10 protein-coding genes are annotated in these 18,017 nt (G+C 73.7%); 5 read left to right on the top strand and 5 right to left on the bottom strand.

The annotated features are described in order from the left end of the window. Positions 1-118: 118 nt before the first annotated feature. From ACIBMZ_RS15195 to ACIBMZ_RS15185, 3 genes are all read right to left on the bottom strand, one after another. Positions 119-409, bottom strand: coding sequence for a flavin reductase (locus ACIBMZ_RS15195; protein ID WP_396694005.1), 291 nt, complete (start codon positions 407-409; stop codon positions 119-121). A 242-nt stretch (positions 410-651) separates the two neighbouring features. Next, positions 652-2,265: an LPXTG cell wall anchor domain-containing protein gene (locus ACIBMZ_RS15190; protein ID WP_396694003.1), complete on the bottom strand. Its 1,614-nt coding sequence runs from the start codon at positions 2,263-2,265 to the stop codon at positions 652-654. A gap of 154 nt (positions 2,266-2,419) precedes the next feature. Beyond that, a complete protein-coding gene (locus ACIBMZ_RS15185) occupies positions 2,420-3,463 on the bottom strand; it encodes a cation diffusion facilitator family transporter (RefSeq protein ID WP_396694001.1) in 1,044 nt (347 codons plus the stop codon). A 52-nt stretch (positions 3,464-3,515) separates the two neighbouring features. Here ACIBMZ_RS15185 and ACIBMZ_RS15180 point away from each other — a divergent pair, with 52 nt between their 5' ends. Further along, positions 3,516-3,875 (top strand): ArsR/SmtB family transcription factor, encoded by a 360-nt coding sequence (locus ACIBMZ_RS15180; RefSeq protein WP_396693999.1) that lies wholly within the window; start codon positions 3,516-3,518, stop codon positions 3,873-3,875. A 220-nt stretch (positions 3,876-4,095) separates the two neighbouring features. Here ACIBMZ_RS15180 and ACIBMZ_RS15175 read toward each other — a convergent pair whose 3' ends face one another. Both ACIBMZ_RS15175 and ACIBMZ_RS15170 read right to left on the bottom strand, forming a co-directional pair. Beyond that, positions 4,096-4,620 (bottom strand): DinB family protein, encoded by a 525-nt coding sequence (locus tag ACIBMZ_RS15175; protein ID WP_396693997.1) that lies wholly within the window; start codon positions 4,618-4,620, stop codon positions 4,096-4,098. A 39-nt stretch (positions 4,621-4,659) separates the two neighbouring features. Next, on the bottom strand, positions 4,660-7,494 hold the full coding sequence (locus ACIBMZ_RS15170; RefSeq protein WP_396693995.1) for a condensation domain-containing protein: 2,835 nt from the start codon (positions 7,492-7,494) through the stop codon (positions 4,660-4,662). Between the two features lie 136 nt (positions 7,495-7,630). Here ACIBMZ_RS15170 and ACIBMZ_RS15165 point away from each other — a divergent pair, with 136 nt between their 5' ends. Genes ACIBMZ_RS15165 through ACIBMZ_RS15150 form a run of 4 tightly spaced genes read left to right on the top strand, consistent with a single transcriptional unit; the run spans position 7,631 to position 18,016 of the window. After that, positions 7,631-13,150 carry an amino acid adenylation domain-containing protein gene (locus tag ACIBMZ_RS15165; RefSeq protein ID WP_396693993.1) on the top strand — a complete coding sequence of 1,840 codons (5,520 nt, stop codon included), beginning with the start codon at positions 7,631-7,633 and terminating at the stop codon, positions 13,148-13,150. Further along, on the top strand, positions 13,147-14,631 hold the full coding sequence (locus ACIBMZ_RS15160; RefSeq protein WP_396693991.1) for a class I adenylate-forming enzyme family protein: 1,485 nt from the start codon (positions 13,147-13,149) through the stop codon (positions 14,629-14,631). The genes ACIBMZ_RS15165 and ACIBMZ_RS15160 overlap by 4 nt, the downstream gene beginning before the upstream one ends. 29 nt (positions 14,632-14,660) lie before the next feature. Continuing rightward, positions 14,661-17,765 carry an amino acid adenylation domain-containing protein gene (locus ACIBMZ_RS15155; protein ID WP_396693989.1) on the top strand — a complete coding sequence of 1,035 codons (3,105 nt, stop codon included), beginning with the start codon at positions 14,661-14,663 and terminating at the stop codon, positions 17,763-17,765. Further along, positions 17,765-18,016, top strand: a complete 252-nt coding sequence (locus ACIBMZ_RS15150) for a phosphopantetheine-binding protein (RefSeq protein WP_396693987.1) — start codon at positions 17,765-17,767, stop codon at positions 18,014-18,016. The genes ACIBMZ_RS15155 and ACIBMZ_RS15150 overlap by 1 nt, the downstream gene beginning before the upstream one ends. The last annotated feature ends 1 nt before the right edge of the window (position 18,017 follow it).

Below are 18,017 nucleotides of genomic sequence, written 5' to 3'. Positions count from 1 at the left end.
CGGGAGTACGGCCAAGAGAGCGCTCTCACGATCAAGCATGTCGATGTCACGGGTAACTGTCAAGACTCCTGTCAATTGCCGGTGACGCCTGGTTCGTCCAGGTCGGACGGCGGGACGGTCAACGGGGGCGTGGTCGAGGTGGCAGCCAGCCGAGAAACCGCTCGTGCAACTCGGCCGGGTTCGTCCCCGGGTGTCGTTCGGTGAGCTGCCGGAGCGCCTCCTCCCATAGGGTCGCCAGGTAGACCAGCAGGTCGGTGCGCCGGGTGCCGTACTCGGCCACGAGGTCCGCCCTGGCCCGTCCGCACGGCCAAGCGGTCCCGCAGCCTCGGCACCGCCAGGTGGGGCGCGACGCCACGTGGTCGCGGTGGTGCGCGGTGGGTGCGACGTTCGCCGCTCTGGTCGCGGGCACGGCATTCCTCCTCCGTCGGCGGGGGGTGGCGCCCGCCCGGCGGCGGCCCCCGGGCGACGAGGGCGGACCCCCACCGAGCCGCGTCGCCTGACCGATACCTTGCCCAGAGTCTCGGAACTATCACACAGAGTTGCGGCATCTCCCTCTGTCAGTCGCACTGTTCCGGCGAGGAGCAGGCACGAGACAGCGAGACCGGCCCGGAGGACGTGTCCTCCGGGCCGGTGCTCACCACGTCGGTCGGATCAGGCGACGAAGCGGGTTCGTCGGCGACGGGCCAGCAGGAAGCCGCCCGCTCCGGCGGCGACCAGCAGGAGGCCCGCCCCGGCGAGCAGGCCGGTGGAGGCGCCGGTGATCGGCAACTCACCGCCCGCTCCGCCGCCGTTCGGGTTCACCCGGATCGCGGCGGTGTCGTTGCCGGGGTCCAGATCCGCCGTCGGGCCGTCACCCGACCTGGTCTTGAGCGTGACCTTGCCGGTCTGACCGCCGGCCCGGTCGATCCGGAGACCGAACTCGAAACCCACCCGCTCACCCGTGCCGACCGTGCCGCCCGCCTGGCAGACGTAGCGCCGCCCGCCGGGCTTGCCGGGCGCGTACTCCTCGGAGTCGAGGTCGAGGCAGGACGTCGGCACGGTGACGGCGGTGACGCCGTCCGGCAGGGTCACGTGCGTCGGGACCTGTAGACCACCCTGGCCGTCGGCCCCGGCCCGCGCCGGACCGTTGTTGAGATAGCCGACCCGCATCGGGACGGTGACGCCGACCGCGCCTCGGACGGTCGCGCCCTCGGCGGCGACGTCGCCCCGCAGGTCACCGGCGACGTCCAGCCGTACCGAGATCTCGTTGCTGAATCCGTCGATGTCGGTCTGGGGGAGCGAGCGGGCCCGCATCCCGTCCACCGTCACCAGCGTCAGTTCCTCGTCGGTCCCCCGGGGGCCGATCGACCCGGGTTTCCGGATCAGGTCCTGGTACTCCTCCCAGTCGGCCGGGGTGAACCAGGTGTAGTGGCTGTGGTGCCGGTTCGGTGCCCAACTGTCGGTCGGCACGGTCCCGCCGAAGGTCGAGTCGACCCGCATCGTCTCCCCGGGCTCCAGCGAGTCGTCGAACGTGCAGACGAACTGGCTGCTGTCCTGCGCGGGATCCTCGTACTCACAGTTGCGGTATCGCTTCGACGGCGTGAAGCCGAGCGAACCGTGCACATGCAGACGCAGTCCGTGCGCGGTCGTCGTGCCACGGTTCGACACCGCCAGCGGGACGCCGACGCGGGCACCGAGACTGCTGTCGAGGCGCAGGTCGCGTCCGTTCGCGCTGACGAGGTCGACGCCCTCGCCGACGGTGACGGTGGCCCGGTATTTCCCGGCGGCGAAGCGGGGCTCGGTGACGGTGACGACCACCTCACCGCGTCGGCCCGGCTTCGCGTCCGCCGCCGCCGTCACGAGCAGGCTGAACAGCTCCGTGCCCCAGTCGGTGTCGGTCGTCACCGCGCAGTCCAGCACGGGGCCTGTCGTCGTGCAGATCGGAGGGCCCTCCGCGTGCCGGACGTCGGCGAACGCCATCACGTCGCTGCGGTCCACCCGCATCCGGTAGGTGGTGGCGTAGTTCCCGCCCCACTGCTGGACCGACATCCACTTGCGTCCGACGCCGGGAGCGACGGTGACGCTGTGCAGGCGGATGTCGCTTCGCGGTGGGGCCGTCCGGTCGGCGGCGGCCGGAGCCGGTGCGGTCGGCGTTGCGACCGCAGCCGGGGCGCTCGGCGCGGAGGTCGGTTCGGCCGCGGCGGGTGCGCCGCCGACGGCCGTGGCGACGAGTACGCCGACGACGGCCACACTGGCGAGCCGACGCCGGAGAGCGGTAGATGACATGGCGGTTTCCTCATGGTGCGGACGACGGTACGAGAACGGCACGGTCCGGCGGACGGTGTGCCGCGCGGGCCGTTTCCAGGGCACGGAGCCGGAGCGTGGTGGTGCGGCGGATCCTGAGCCGGGTAAGCCTCTCATTGCGACGGGCCGGAGCGGATCAGCCGGCCGGTTGCCGTCGCCGGTGGGAGAGGTCGGCGTGGTGGTGCCCGCCGGGGTGGCTGTCCGGGTCGGTGTGCACGGTCGCGCTGGTCAGCCGGGGCACCGCGTGGGTGAGTCGGTGCTCCGCGTCGGCGGCGATCTCGTGCGCGGCGACGAGGCTGAGGTCGGCGTCGACGACCAGGTCCGCCTCGGCGTGCAGACGATGGCCGATCCACCGCAGGCGTACGGCGGTCACGTCCCGGACGCCGTCCACGTCGCGCAGCGTACGTTCGGTTCGGTCCACCAGCGTCGGGTCGACGGCGTCCATCAGTCGGCGATAGATCTGGCGCCCGGCGTCGGCGAGCACGACGGTGATGGCGACGGCGATGGCGAGACCGACCACGGGGTCGGCCCAGCGCCAGCCGAGGGCGGCACCGCCCGCCGCCGCGACCACCGCCAGCGAGGTGTAGCCGTCGGTGCGGGCGTGCAGGCCGTCGGCGACCAGGGCGGCCGATCCGATCCGTCGGCCGACCCGGATGCGGTAGCGGGCGACCAACTCGTTGCCGACGAACCCGACCACACCGGCACCGGCCACCCAGGGGATGTGGGTCATGTCGGTGGGGTGCAGCAGCCGGTCGACTGCGGTCCACGCGGCGGCGACGGCCGACGCGGCGATGGCCGCCACGATGACGATGCCGGCGATGTCCTCGGCCCGCCCGTACCCGTACGTGTAGGTGCGGGTGGCCGCCTTGCGTCCGAGCAGGAAGGCGATGGCGAGGGGAACGGCGGTCAGCGCGTCGGTGACGTTGTGCAGGGTGTCGCCGAGCAGGGCCACCGAGCCGGAGTACGCCACGATGAGCGCCTGGGCGGAGGCGGTGACACCGAGCCCGACCAGCGAGATCCACAGTGCCCGCAGCCCCTCGCGCGAGGTCTCCAGCGCGGGGTCCACCCGAGTACGCGCATCGTGCGAATGCGGCACCGCCGCGTGCCGCAGCCGGTGCCACCGACCGGGGCTGCCGTGGTCGTGGTGATCGTGGTGATGGTCGTGCCGGCCCTGGGTCACGTGTCCTCCCGGAGGAGAGCGGGGCCTGTGGTCCCGGGCATAATATGTGCTCATGTACGCACGCGACAACGTTGCAGGAGCCAGTGAGCGGCAACAACCCACCCCTGGCGACGATGAGGTCGAGGCGGCCGTACAGATGTTGCGGATGCTTGCCGACGGCACCCGGCTCCGCCTGATGTGGTTGCTCAGCGCCGACGAACACGACGTCGGTTCACTGGTCACGGCAGTCGGGGCGGCCCGCCCGGCGGTCTCCCAGCACCTCGGCAAACTCCGCCTCGCCGGGCTGGTCAGCGTACGCCGGGACGGCCGTCGCGCCCTCTACCGTGCCCGTGACGGCCACGTCCGCCGACTGGTCGCGGAGACGCTGCACGCCGCCTCCCACCGGGTGACCGGAACCCCCGAACACGACTGACCGGCCTACCGTGGCCCCGGAACCATCGCCCATCGCTGAGGGGTCCGCGGGTACGTGTCGGAGTGCTTCGCGGTCGGTTCGGTGGGCGGTCCGCTGCGGCCGGGCACAGGGTGCGTGGACACTGTCGACCTGAGAGCACGAACGGTTCAGCTCGACATGGCCCCCGCTGTAGGTCACCTGCCCTCAGCTTCGGCCACGGCTCGGCCGATCCGAGCACCGGTCAGGACGAGGCGTCCTGCACCAACCGGAGCTGGCCGATCTCGGCGACGTTCTTCATCAGCTCGGCGTTGACCCACGCGAGCAGGTGCGCGACGGTGTGCTCCGGGTCGCGCGACCAGGGGAAGGGGGCGACCTCGTCGAGGTCGGCGTCGGTGAGCCGGTCCAACACCTCCGACCACTCGGCCCGCAGCTTCCGCAACCAGGCGATGGTGGGCTCACCGTCACCCGGCCAGGACACCTCGGTTCGGTCCCGTGGCGGGCGGCCCTTCAGATGGTCGGTGGCCACGCTCCACCACCAGCCGATATGCCAGGTCAGCCAGGCGATGGTCGGGACCGGCACCGGGTCCGGCTCGGTGTCGGCCCAGTCCGGCACCCACCGGCCGGTGGCGTCCGGGCGGACCGTCCAGGAGAGCGCGGCGACCTCGCGGCGGAAGTGCGCCGGCTCCAGCCGCTCCAGGTGGTACTCGAACAGCGACCAGGTCAGGTCGAACTGCCAGCGCAGCAGGTCACGACGGGAGGACGGCATCCGGCGATCCTCACACCCGGCGGCGGACCGGTCGACCGGTTATCCGGGCGTGCCGGTGCCGACCGCCGCCGGGGACCACGGCCAGGGCACGTCGCGGAAGGCCGCCTCGACCAGTAGCGCCTCGACGCCGCGCAGGAACGGCTCGACCCGCTCGGCCGGGAAGTAGCGGGTGTCGGCGGTGACGACCAGTTCGACCGCACCGGGGGCGTCGAGGACCTGGACCCGGCAGCGCCACGGGAACCGTGCCAACTCCGGCAACCAGTGGAAACCGCTGTCACCGACCATCGCCCGCAACGCGGTCTCGTCCGGGGCCACGTCCGTCGGGTCGACGTCGCGCGCCAACCGGGCGTCGTTGAGGTAGCAGTACGGGGACAGGAAGGTCCGGTGGTCGTGGCCGAGGTCGGTGAAGGTGCGTTCCCAGACGGCCGGGTCGTAGTAGGCGTGCCGGTAGGCGTCCAACGCGCCTCGCCGGGCCCGGGACAGCAGTTCGGCGAAGCCGGGCCGGTCGGCCAGGTCGAGGCGGCAGAGCCCGATCTGGTTGAGGGTGCCGACAGCTTCCTGGTGCCCCGGCTGGAAGCGGTTGTTGGCCATCACCACGATGCCGCAGGAGTCCTGCCCAGCGGCTCCGGTCAGCCCGGCGGCGGTCGCCGCCAGCACGACGTTGGAGGTGCTGACGGCGTTGCGGGTCGCGATCAGGCACGCCGCGTGATGGACGGCGCGGGAGACCAGCGACCCACGCCGGTAACGGGGTGCCGGCGCGGCGCCGACCGGCTCGGAGAGGTTCGCCCCGAGGCCCGGGAGCTGCCGCAGCCAGTACGCCACCGCCCGTTCCGACCGTCGTCGTCCGGCGTCGCGTTCCCGCCCGGCGAGGTCAACCGACTGGAGTCCGACCGGCGTGTCCAGCGTGCCGCGCCGCAGGAGCCGGCGCAGGTCGCGCAGGACGACGTCGGTGGCGTGGAAGTCGACGGTGGCGTGGCTGAACACCAGCACGACCTGGCGTACCCGGTCGCCGACGGTGACCAGGGCGACCCGCAGCGGCCACTCGGCGACGTGGTCGAAGCGCGACGCGCGCAGCCGGACGGCCAGCTCTGCGGCGAGGGCGCGGCCGTCGGGGTCGTCCACCGGCCGGGGTACGTCGTGCACGCCGACGGGAAGCCGCCCGGTCGCCGCCATCTCCTGGTGCACCTCGTCGTCGCGGCGACGGAACCGGGTGCGCAACGACCCGTGCCGGGAGACGAGTGCGCCGAGGGCCTGCACCGCCTCGGGGACGGTCACCTCGGTCCGTGCCGACACGGCGACGGTGCGGTCCAGGCTCAGCACCCGGTACGCGGCGGGAGACTCGAACTCCTCGACGGTCCGCCACATGGCGCGCTGTCCCCAGGTCAGCGGTGCGCTGGCGGCCCGCCCACCGGCGAAGTCCGCGTACGTGGTCGCCTCGACGTCCCCGGCACCGGGCGGGACCGGCCCGCTGGCGGCGCTGGACGTCGGCGACCAGGGCCACCGCACGTCGCCGAAGGCCGCCTCGACCAGCAACTCCTCCATGCCCCGCAGGAACGGCTCGACCGAGTCCATCGTGAGGTGCCGGGTGTCGACGGTGAGCGTGACGCCCACCGCGTCCGGTTCGTCGACGACATGGGCCAGCAGGTGCCAGGAGGCGGCGTTCAGCCCGGCGGTCCAGGAGAAGGTGCTCTCCGCCGTGGCGGCCCGCAGCGCGTCCCGGGTCACCTCGGGTGGCTGGTCGAGGCCGCCCAGCGGCAGCCGGACGTCGTTGAAGTAGTGGTGCGGGTGGAACGCCGTCTCGTGGTCGATGCCCCGCTCCTCGAAGGCGTGCCGCAGCGCGGACGGCTGGTAGTACGCGTGCCGCAGGCCGTTCAGCGACGTCGCCCAGACCCGGTGCAGCAGGTCGGCGAAGTCGACGCATCCGGCCAGGTCCACCGCACCGAAGCCGATCTGACCGAGGTTCGCCACCGCCTGGGCGTACTCGGTGCGGAACCGGTTGTGGGACATCGGGAAGAGACCGGACAGCTCGCGCCCGCAGGTGCGTACGGCCATCGCGTGGTAGCCGGCGAGCAGCGCGGCGGAGACGCTGACCCGATAGCGGGCGGCGACGAGCCGGGCGGCCCGGTCGAGGGCGGGGGAGACCAGGACGCCCCGGCGCAGGTGCGGCTCCAGGCCCGGCCCGGACGGGACCAGCGGCTGTCGGGGGAGCCGGTCGAACTCGCGCAGCCAGTACGCCACCGCCCGCTGCGAGCGCGGCGAGTCGGGCCCGCACTGGAGCCGGGCCACGTCCGCCGACTGGGGTCCGGCCGGGGTGGACAGGCTGCCGCGCAGCAGGAGCAACCGCAGGTCACGCAGGACGATCTCGACGGCGTGGGCGTCGACGGTGGTGTGACTGAACACCAGCACGATCTGTCGTACCCGATCGGCCGCCGTCACCAGCGCGACCCGCAGTGGCCACTCAGCCGCATGGTCGAACGCGACGTCGCCGAGCCGGTCGGCGACCTGTCGTGCGGTCGCCGCGCCGTCGCCGGTGCCGGCCTGGACCAACAGCGGAACCAGCCCGGCCGGGGTGATCTCCTGGCGGGGCTCGCCGTCGACGACCGGGAGCCGGGTGCGTAACGCGGAGTGTCGGCTGACCAGCGCACCCACCGCCCGGGTCGTGGTCGCCACGTCCACCCCGGCGCGAGGCGAGACCGGCACGGTCCGCCGCAGGTTGAGGAAGCGGTGGTTGGAACCGAATCGGGCGATCGAGCGCAGGAGGACCTGCTGGGCCCAGGTGGGCGGTGCCGTCCCGGCACCGCCGCCGGAGAACTCGGCGTAGCGCAGCGGCTCTGACGCCCACTCGGCGGGGATCACCGTTTCCGCGAATCGCATTCCCGACGGTACGACGGTCCGTTCCGCCGCCGGATCGATCGATCGAGTCCACACAGTGGACCGATCAGCCGATCCACCATGTGGGAGGCGGGATGCAGACTACTGACTCCCGTCCGTCATCGGATTGAGGCATAGCGTGACGAACGTCGACGTGCCGGCCCGAGACACCACCATCCCGACCACGACTTCGCGCCTCGCCGCGCCCCGACTCTCCTTCGGCCAGGAACGGATCTGGTTCACCGAGCAACTCGTCCCGGGTACCGCCGCGTACCTGGTCCACTCGACCGTGCGGCTCCGGGGAGCGGTGGACGTCGAGCTGCTGCGGGCCGCCGTCGACGCGACCGCCGCCCGGCACGACAGCCTCCGCATGCGGTTCACCGAGAACGCCGACGGCGAACCGGTCGTGCACGTCGCCTCCGACGTCCGGGTACCGCTCACCGTCACCGCCGCACCCGACGAGGCCGCCGCCCGCGAGCTGGTGGCCACCTCGGTACGCACTCCGTTCGACCTCGGCACCGCCCCACTGCTGCGGGTGCTCGTGGTCCGGCTCGCCGACCGGGAACACCTGGTGCATCTCGCCATGCACCACATCGTCAGCGACGGCTGGTCCCTGAACCTGCTGCTCGACGAGATCGCCGCGACCTACGGCGCACTGCGCGACGGCACGCCCCCGCCCACGGCACCGGCCACCGGCTACCTGGACTACGCCGCCTGGCAGCGGGACCGGCTCGACGGACCGGCCACCGGGGACGGGTTCGCCTACTGGACCCGGGCACTGGCCGGCGTACCCGCGCTGGAACTGCCCACCGACCGGCCTCGCCCGGCGGTGCAGTCGTACGCCGGTGGCGTCCACCGCTTCGCCCTCGACGCCGACCTCACCGACGGCCTCCGCCGGCTCAGCCGGGCCCACCGGGCCACCCTCTACATGACCCTGCTCACCGGCCTACAGGCGGTGCTGTTCCGCTACAGCGGCCAGCGGGACTTCGCCATCGGCTCGCCGGTCGCCGGCCGGGTGGTGCCGGAGCTGGAGAACCTCGTCGGTCTGTTCGTCAACACCCTCGCCCTGCGCGCCGACCTGTCCCCGGTCGCCGCGACCGCCGACACCGCAGGCACCGAACCCAGCTTCGCGACCCTGCTGCGGCGGACCCGGACCACCGTCGTGCGCGCCCTGGCCCACCAGGAGATCCCGTTCGAACGCCTGGTCAAGGACCTCAACGTCGCCCGGGACGTGAGCCGCTCCCCGGTCTTCCAGGTGCTGTTCACGTTGCAGAACTACGCGCCCGGCGGCACCCGGTGGCCCGAGGACCTGCACGTCGAGGGCGTCGGGACCGACACGGCCAGCGCCCGCTTCGACCTGTCGCTGTACGTCGGCGAGACCGCCGACGGACTGCGCGGCATGGTCGTCCACAACACCGACCTCTTCGACACCGCCACCGTACGCCGGCTCACCGCGAGTCTCGCCACCCTGCTGCGCGCCGCGGTCGCCCGGCCGGACCTACCCGTGGTCGACCTGGACCTGCTCGACGCGGACGAACGGGACCGGATGCTGGCCCTGGGCCGACCCGAGCATGATGCGGTGGCCGGGGTCACCGGGCCGGCGACCACGCTGGCCGAGCTGATCGGCCCGCACGTCGCCGCCACCCCCGACGCACCAGCGGTGGTGCTCGGCGCGGACGCGCTCACCTACCGGGAGCTGGACCGGCGGGCCAACCGGCTCGCCCACTGGCTGCGCGGCCGGGAGATCGGCCCGGACCGGCTGGTCGGGGTGCTGCTCGACCAGTCGGTCGACCTGGCCGCGACGCTGCTCGGGGTGCTGCGGGCCGGTGGGGCGTACCTGCCGCTGGACCCGGAACAGCCCACCGCCCGGCTGGGCCTGATGCTCGCCGACGCCCGCCCCGCCCTGGTGCTGACCAGCCCCGACCTGCGGGACCGGCTGCCCGCCGGGACGACCACGGTGGTGCTGGACGAGATCGCCGCCGAGGTCGCGGCTCAGCCCGCCCGCACACCGGAGACCGCCACCACCGGCGGGGACCTCGCATACGTCATCTACACCTCCGGGTCCACCGGCACCCCGAAGGGGGTCGCCGTGGCACACCGGCAGGTGCTGCGGTACCTCGACGGGGTGGCCGACCGCCTCGCGGTCGTCCCGGCCGCCCGGCACGGGCTGATGCAGTCGATGTCGTTCGATTTCAGCGTCACCCTCTTCTATCTGGCGTTGGCCACCGGTGGCGCGGTGCACCTGCTGCCACGTCGGTGCACCGGCGCCGAACTCGCCGAGCGGCTCCGGGCCGCGCGCATCGACTACCTGAAGATCACCCCGTCGCATCTGTGGGCGTTGACCGCCGAGGTGGAGCCGGGGGAGCTGCTGCCCGCCCGCGCGCTCGTCCTCGGCGGCGAGTCGTCCGAACTGGACCGGGTCGGCCCGCTCGCCGCCGCCGGGTCGGCCCGGGTGTTCAACCACTACGGGCCCACCGAGGCCACCGTCGGCGTCACCACGTACGAGGTCACCGCCGACGGGCCGAGGACCGGGCCGGTGCCGCTCGGCCGACCCCTGCCGTACGCCCGGGTGTACGTGCTCGACGAGCGGATGCACCCGGTGCCGGTCGGCGTACCCGGCGAGCTGTACCTCGGTGGTGACCGGCTGGCGCGCGGCTACCTGAACCGGCCCGACCTGACCGGCGAGCGTTTCGTCCCCGACCCGTACGGTCCACCCGGCGCGCGCCTCTACCGCACCGGCGACCTGGGCCGCTGGCGCGCCGACGGCCAACTCGTCTTCCTCGGCCGCCGCGACCACCAGGTCAAGATCCGTGGCTACCGGGTCGAGCTCGGCGAGATCGAGGCCGCGCTGCGGGACTCACCCGGGGTACGGCAGGCGGCGGTGCTGCTGCGCGACGACCGGCTGGTGGCGTACCTGGAACCGGTGCCCGACGTGGCCGCGCCCGAGCCGGCCGAGTTGCGTCGCCGGCTCGCCGACCGGTTGCCCGAGCACATGGTGCCGAGCCGGTGGGTGTGCCTGGAGCGGCTGCCGTTGCAGGAGCACGGCAAGGTGGACCGGCGGGCCCTGCCCGAGCCGGTCGACGACACGCCGACCGGCGAGCGGGAGACGCCGACCGGGCCGGTGGAGAGCCTGGTGGCCGAGGTCTGGCGGGCCGTGCTCGGGGTGTCCCAGGTCGGCGCCACCGACGACTTCTTCGAGCTGGGCGGGCACTCCCTGCTGGCCACCCAGGTGGTGGCCCGGCTGCGTCGGGAACTGCCCGACGTGGTCGGCCCGGGCGCGCCGCCGGTCAGCGTGATGGACCTGTTCCGCCACCGCACCGTACGCGAGCTGGCCCGGCTGGCCGCCGGAGACGGCGGGGAAGGCGGGCTGCTGCACGAACTGACCCGGCCGACGCCCGCCGCCACCCGGATCGCCACCCTGGTCTGCGTCCCGTACGGCGGCGGCAGCGCGGTGGTCTACCAGCCCCTGGCCGACGCCCTGCCGGCCGGGTACCGGCTGCTGTCGGTGGCCATGCCCGGGCACGACATCGGCCTCGCCGACGACCCGGCACCCGTCGCGGAGGTCGCCGCCGACGTCGTCGCGGAGATTCTGCGTCGGGTCCCCGGGCCGCTGATCCTCTACGGTCACTGCGGCCCCGGCGGGGCGCTGGCCGTGGAGGTCGCCCGCCGACTGGAGGCCGCCGGCCGGGACCTGGAGGCGGTGTACCTCGGCGCGGTCTTCCCGTTCGCCCGCCCCGTCGGCGGCCTGCTCGGCCCGCTGCTGCGCCTGCGGTTGGCCGAGCGCCTGCGCAGTGACCGGATCTACCGCACCTGGTTGCAGGCGCAGGGCACCGCCGTCGGGTCGTTGGCACCGGACGAGGTCGCGTTCCTGATCCGCGCCATGCGGCACGACGCGGAGGTCTCCGAGGAGTACTTCACCGAACTGATGCGGCAGCGGGTCGACCGGCTGCGCGCGCCGGTCGTCTCCGTCGTCGGCGAGCGCGACCGCAGCACCGACTTCCACGAGGAGCGCTACCGCGAGTGGCACTTCCTCAGCGACCGCACCGCGCTCGCCGTGATCGACGAGGCCGGACACTACTTCCTCCGATACCGCGCCGCCGAACTCGCCGAGATCGTCACGGCCGTACACCGGCACCTCGCCGCCGCACCGCGCCCGGACGGCGTGCCGGCGACCGCCGAGCCGGACGGCCCGCAGCCCGCCTGGCAGCTCGCCGCCGTCTCCCACCGGGGACCGGACGGACCTTCCGGCGCGACCAGCCCGACGGCCGCCGCGCCGCCGCCGAGCATGCGGCGCTTCGGGCTGGTCGCGGCCGGGCAGATCGTCTCCGGCATGGGCACCGCGCTCACCACCTTCGCTGTACCACTGTGGATCTACACGCAGACCGGCTCGCTCGCCCGCTTCGCCCTCTTCGCAGTTCTCGCGCTGATGCCCGGTCTGCTCGTCGCGCCGCTGGCCGGTGCGGTGATCGACCGGTTCAGCCGACGGCGCGTCCTGTTGAGTGCCTGCCTCGCCGCCGGTGGCGGCAACGCCGTGATGGCCGCGCTGGTGCTGACCGACCTGGCCGAGGTCTGGCACTTCTACCCGTTCACCGCCTGGCTGTCGGTGGCGCTGGCCTTCCAACGGCTCGCGTTCGTCTCGGCGGTGCCGCAACTCGTGCCCAAGCGTTTCCTCGGCCACGCCAACGGGCTCGCCCAGACCGCCGTCGGCCTCACCCAGTTCACCGTGCCGCTGATCGCCGTGGCGTTGCTCCAGGTCGTCGGGCTGCGCGGCATCCTGCTCATCGACGTGGCGTCGTACCTCTTCGCGGTCGGTGTGCTGGCGGTGGTGAGGTTCCCCCGTACGCTCGCCCTGCAACGCCGCGAGAGCATCGGCGCGGAGATCGTCGCCGGGCTGCGGTACGCGCTGCGCCGCCGGGAGTTCCGCGCCATGCTGGCGTTCTTCGCCGCGCTGAACTTCTTCCTCTTCCCGGTGCTGTTCCTGCTCTCCCCGCTGGTGCTCGGCTTCGCCGACCTGGACGAGGTGGCGCGGATCGCGCTGACCGGCGGGGTCGGCGCCGCCACCGGCGGCCTGGTGATGCTGCTCTGGGGCGGCCCCCGCAAGCGCCGGATGCGGGCGGTGCTGCTCGGCACGCTCGGCATCGCGGTGGCCGCCGTGGTGACCGGGCTGCGGCCGAACCTGCTGGTGATCGGCGCGGGCGCGTTCGGCATGTACCTCGCGCTCGCCATCGTCAACGGCGTCTACCACACGATCATCCAGACCAAGGTGCCACCCCGGGTGCACGGGCGGGTCTTCGCGCTCAACCAGATGGTGGCGCAGTCCACGCTGCCGCTGGGTTGGGGTTTGGTCGCCCCGTTCGCCGCCCGGGTGACCGAGCCGATGCTGTTGGCCGACGGCGTGCTCGCCGGCACGGTCGGCGCGGTGATCGGGGTCGGGCCGGGGCGCGGCCACGGGCTGCTCTATGTCCTGTTCGGGCTCTGCATCGCGGTGACGGCGCTGGTGTCGCTGGCCACGCCGGTGCTGTCCCGCTTCGACGACGAGGTGCCCGACGCGCCCCCGGACGACCTGGTCGGCATCGAGGAACGCCGGGCCCGGTCGGCGAGGGCCGGGGACGAACGGGAACCGGTCGCCGTGACCGGTGGGGAAGGCGGGCCGAGGTGAGTACGGCGGCTGCCGGGCGTACCGTTCCCGAGCTGCTGGACTGGCGTACCGCTCTGCATCCCGACCGGGTCGCGGTCGAGGTGCACGGGGTGGCCCGGCTGACGTTCGCCGACTGGTCCGCCGGGGCGAGTGCCGTCGCCGCCGCGTTGTCCCGGCGCGGCCTGCGGCGCGGTGACCGCGTCGGCCTCTGTTTCGGCGCCCGGGACTGGACCGGCTTCGCCGTCGCGTACGTCGGGGTGCTGCGCGCCGGTGGCGTCGCCGTGCCGCTCTCCGACCGACTCGCCGCCGGGCAGCTCGGCTACGCCCTGGAGCACTGCGCGGCCACCGCCGTGCTGCACGGCGACGACACCCCGGCCCCGCCGGTGCCGTCCGGCCTGCCGGTCTGGACCTGCGCCGAGCTGCTGGCCGAGCCACCTTGGGACGGCGAGTCCGTCGCCCGACCCGGTGACCTCGCGCAGATCCTCTACACCTCGGGCACGACCGGACGCCCCAAGGGAGTCGCCGCCAGCCACGCCAACCTCACCGCCGGTGCGCCGTACCATCCGCGCCGGCTGGCCCTGGCCCACTCGGAACGGTTCCTGCACGCCTTCGCGATCGGCACCAACGCCGGGCAGACCATGCTGCTCAACGCGGTGACCGCGCAGGCCGCCGCCCTCACCCTGCCCCGGTTCACCCCGGCCCGGTTCGCCCGACTGGTCGAGGTCGCCGGCACCGTCTTCGTCGTCCCGTCGATCGCCGTCGAACTGCTCGACTCCGGTGCCCTGCGCGGGCGGGACACCAGCGGCGTACACCTGATCGGCTCCACCGCCGCGTTCCTCGCACCGGCGGTCGCGGCCCGGCTCGCCGCGACGTTTCCGCAGGCCACCATCGTCAACTACTACACCTCCACGGAGGCGGCACCGGCCCAGACCACGATGATCTGGGACCCGTCCCGGCGGGACGCGGTCGGTCGGCCGGTCGGCGGCCGGCTCATGGTCGCCGACGCCGACGGCAATCCGCTGCCCGCCGACACGACCGGTGACGTCTGGCTGCGCGCGCCGTTTCCCCGCGCCTACTACCGCGACGAGGCGGCCAACCGGGCCACCTTCCGCGACGGATGGGTCCGCATGGGCGACGTCGGCCGGATCGACGCCGACGGCTACCTGTACCTCACCGACCGGCACCAGGACGTGATCAAGACCGGCGCGTTCAAGGTCTCGACCCTGGAGGTCGAGGCGGCGCTGCACGACCATCCGCTGGTCGCCCAGGTCGCCGTCGTCGGTGTCCCGCATCCGGTGCTCGGCTCCGCCGTGGCCGCCGCCGTGGTGCCCCGACCGCAGACCGAGCCGGGTGGACTGTCCCTGCCCGTGCTGCGGGGATTCCTCGCGGACCGGCTGGCCGACTACCAGTTGCCCGCCCGGCTCCTGCTGCTCGACGAACTGCCCCGTAACGAGGGCGGCAAGGTGCTCAAGCGGCAACTCGTCGATCTCTTCGAGAACTGACCACCACCCGCACAACCCTGGGAGCAGATGTGGGCACCGCCGAGGCGACCTCCGCACAGCACGCCGTCTGGTTCACCGAGCGGGCCGGGGTCGCCGGCACGGCCTTCCACATGGCGGTGGGCGTACGGTTCGGCGCCGCCCTCGACCGTCGGGCCCTCGTCGCGGCCTGCGCCTCGGTGACCGACCGGCATCCGATCCTCGCGGCCAGGATCGTCGTCGGTGACGACGGCACCCCGCACCTGGCCCCGGCCGACAGCCGTCCGGCGGTCGGATTCGGGGAACTGACCGACGCCCGGGTGGCCGAGGAGATCGCCCGGGCGTACGACCTGACGGCCGGTCCGCTGGCCCGTTTCACCCTGCTCACCGACGCCGACGACACGCACCTGCTGCTCGTCACCGCCCACCACCTGGTCTTCGACGGCATGTCGAAGGACATCCTGGTCCGGGACCTGGCCGCCGCGTACGCCGCCGCCCGCGAGGGCGCCAACCTGGACCCCGCACCCCGACCCGACGAGTACGCGGGCCTCGCCGCCGCCGAACAGCAACGCCTCGCCGCCGACCTGCCCGCCGCCCGCGACCACTGGGCGCGGCACTGGTCCGGGCCCGGCGACGTGGTCCTGCCCGGACTGCGGCGGCTGCCCACCGCCGCGGAGCCCGGTGCCGCCGTCCCCGTGGACCTGCCCACCGACCTGGTGCAGGGGCTCGACCGGACCGCGCGGTCGCTCGGGGTGACCCGCTTCGAACTGCTGCTCGCGGTGCTGCACGCGTTGCTCGCCCGCTACGGCAACCGGGACACCCCGGTCGGGGTGGCGCTCTCCACCCGTACCCCCGACCAGGCCGACCGGATCGGACTGTTCGTCAACGAACTGCCGGTCGCCGCCGACCCGGCCGACACGACGTTCCGCGCGCACGCGCGCACCGTCCGGGCCCGGCTGCGCGAGGTGTACCGGTACCGGGCGGTGCCGTTGGCCCAGGCCGTCCCCGGCCTGCGTCCGGCACCGGCGTCGACCCCGGTCAGCATCGGCTACCGGAAGCGCGCCGACGCACCGGTCTTCTCCGGGGTGGCCAGCGAGGTCGACTGGACGATGTTCTGCGGTGCCGCCCGCAACGCGCTGCACGTCCAGGTGGTGGACGCGTCCACCGGCCTCACGGTCAGCCTCCAGCACAGCCCGGCGGCGATCGACAGCGCCGCCGTAGGCCGCATCGGTGCACACCTGCGCACCCTGCTGGACGCCGTGGTCGCCGACCCCGACCGACCGGTGGCGGAACTGCCGCTGCTGACCGCCGACGAGTTCGACCAGGTCACCCGGGCCTGGAACGACACCGCCCGGGCGTACCCGGTCGACGCCACCGTGCCGGCCCTCTTCGCCGCCCGGGTCGCCGCGGACCCGCACGCGGCGGCCGTGGTCGACGGTGACCGGACGCTGAGCTACACCCAGCTCGACACCGCCGCCGCCCGACTCTCCGCACTGCTGCGACAGCGGGACGTCGGTCCCGGCTCGGTCGTCGCGGTCGCGTTGGACCGTTCCTGGGAGGCGGTGGTGACCATGCTGGCGGTGTGGCGCTGCGGGGCCGCCTACCTGCCGGTCGACCCCGGCCACCCGCCGGCCCGCCAGCAGGCCGTGCTCGCCGACGCCACGCCGACGCTGGTGGTGACCGGTGTCGCCGCGCCGGACCCCGCCTGGCCCACGCTCGCCCTCGACCAGGGCGACCTGCGCGCCGCCCCGACCACGCCCGTCGCCGGCCCGCCGCCGACCGCCGACGACCTCGCCTACGTGCTCTACACCTCCGGATCGACCGGACACCCGAAGGGCGTGGCGGTGCGCCACGGGTCGCTGGCCAACCTGCTGCTCGGCGTCCGCGACCTGGTGGGTGGCGGTCCGACGCACCGGTGGCTGCACCTGACCTCGCCGTCGTTCGACATCTCCACGGTGGAGGTGTTCCTGCCGCTGGTCACCGGCGGCACGGTGGTCGTGGCCTCGGGCGTCAGCGCACTGGACGGCGCGGCTGTCCGGCGACTGATCCGCACCGCCGGTGTCACCCATGCCCAGGCCACCCCGTCCGGCTGGCGGGTGCTGCTGGAGGCCGGCCTCGGTGACCCGACGGAGTCGGCGGACGGGGACGTCCCGCTGGTCGCGGTCACCGGCGGGGAGGCGTTACCGGTCGCCCTCGCCCGGGAGTTGCGGTCCCGCACCGCCCGCCTGATCAACGGGTACGGTCCGACGGAGGCGACCGTGTACGCGACGATGGCGGAGATCCCGGCCGACCCCGCCGAGGTCACCATCGGCCGACCGCTGCCCAACGTCCGGGCGTACCTGCTGGACGAGGCGGGTCGGCCCACGCCCGTCGGGCTCCCCGGTGAGCTGCACCTGGGCGGTGCCGGGGTGGCCGTCGGCTACCGGGGGCGCGACGACCTCACCGCCGACCGGTTCGTCCCCGACCCGTTCGGCGCGCCCGGCGACCGGCTCTACCGCACCGGTGACCGCTGCCGGTGGCTGCCGGACGGGCGGATCGAGTTCCTCGGCCGCGCCGACGACCAGGTCAAGATCCGGGGGCACCGGATCGAGTTGGGCGAGATCGAGGCCCGGCTGCTGGAGCACGCCGAGGTCACCGCCGCGGCCACGGTGCTGCGGCGCGACGCCGACGAGCCCCGCCTCGTCGCGTACGTGGTGCCCCGGCCGGGCGCCGTCGCGGAGCCGGCCGAGCTGCGTCGGCACCTGGCGTCGAGCCTGCCGACGGCGGTGCTGCCCACCGATTACGTGACGCTCGACCGGCTGCCGCACAACCCGAGCGGCAAGGTCGACCGCGCCGCCCTGCCCGCACCGGCCCCCCGCGACGCCGCGACCGACTCGCGCGGCGCGGGGACCCAGGCGCCCGGCGGCGCGGAGGGCGACGGTGGTGACGATCCGGTGGTGGCGCAGCTTCGGCTGATCTGGCAGGAGGTGCTGCGGATCCCCGACATCGGCGTGCACGAGGACCTCTTCGACCTCGGTGGACACTCGTTGACGGTGACCCGGATCAGCGGCCGGATCCAGCAGCGGCTCGGGGTCGAGGTGCCGCTCGACGCCTTCTTCGACACCCCCACCATCGCCGAGATCGCCGACATCGTGCGGCAGTCCGGGAAGGAGTTCTGATGACGGCCGACCCCGAACTGCGGGCCCGGATCGCCCAGATGGTCAGCGAGGCCACCGCAGGGGAGGTCGAGGCGGCCGATCTCCTCGCCGGCGGGTCCATGATCGCGTTGGGTGTCGACTCCCTCGGACTGCTGCGCCTGGTCGACGCGATCGAGCTGGAGTACGGCGTCGAGGTCGAGCTGACCGGCACCGGCCGTCGGCTGGACACCCTGGACGACCTCGTGGCGATGCTGGCCGACGCCGGGCGGTGAG

The organism is Micromonospora sp. NPDC049900, assembly GCF_044461025.1.
Lineage (GTDB): Bacteria > Actinomycetota > Actinomycetes > Mycobacteriales > Micromonosporaceae > Micromonospora.
Note: the sequence above shows the minus strand (reverse complement) of the source record. Positions and strands in the feature narration are given on the sequence as shown.

What these genes read in the sequence shown, in the direction of transcription:
- ACIBMZ_RS15190 (WP_396694003.1), bottom strand. Translation starts at nt 2,265, where the DNA reads ATGTCATCTACCGCTCTCCGGCGTCGGCTCGCCAGTGTGGCCGTCGTC.
- ACIBMZ_RS15180 (WP_396693999.1), top strand. Translation starts at nt 3,516, where the DNA reads ATGTACGCACGCGACAACGTTGCAGGAGCCAGTGAGCGGCAACAACCC.
- ACIBMZ_RS15175 (WP_396693997.1), bottom strand. Translation starts at nt 4,620, where the DNA reads ATGCCGTCCTCCCGTCGTGACCTGCTGCGCTGGCAGTTCGACCTGACC.
- ACIBMZ_RS15170 (WP_396693995.1), bottom strand. Translation starts at nt 7,494, where the DNA reads ATGCGATTCGCGGAAACGGTGATCCCCGCCGAGTGGGCGTCAGAGCCG.
- ACIBMZ_RS15150 (WP_396693987.1), top strand. Translation starts at nt 17,765, where the DNA reads ATGACGGCCGACCCCGAACTGCGGGCCCGGATCGCCCAGATGGTCAGC.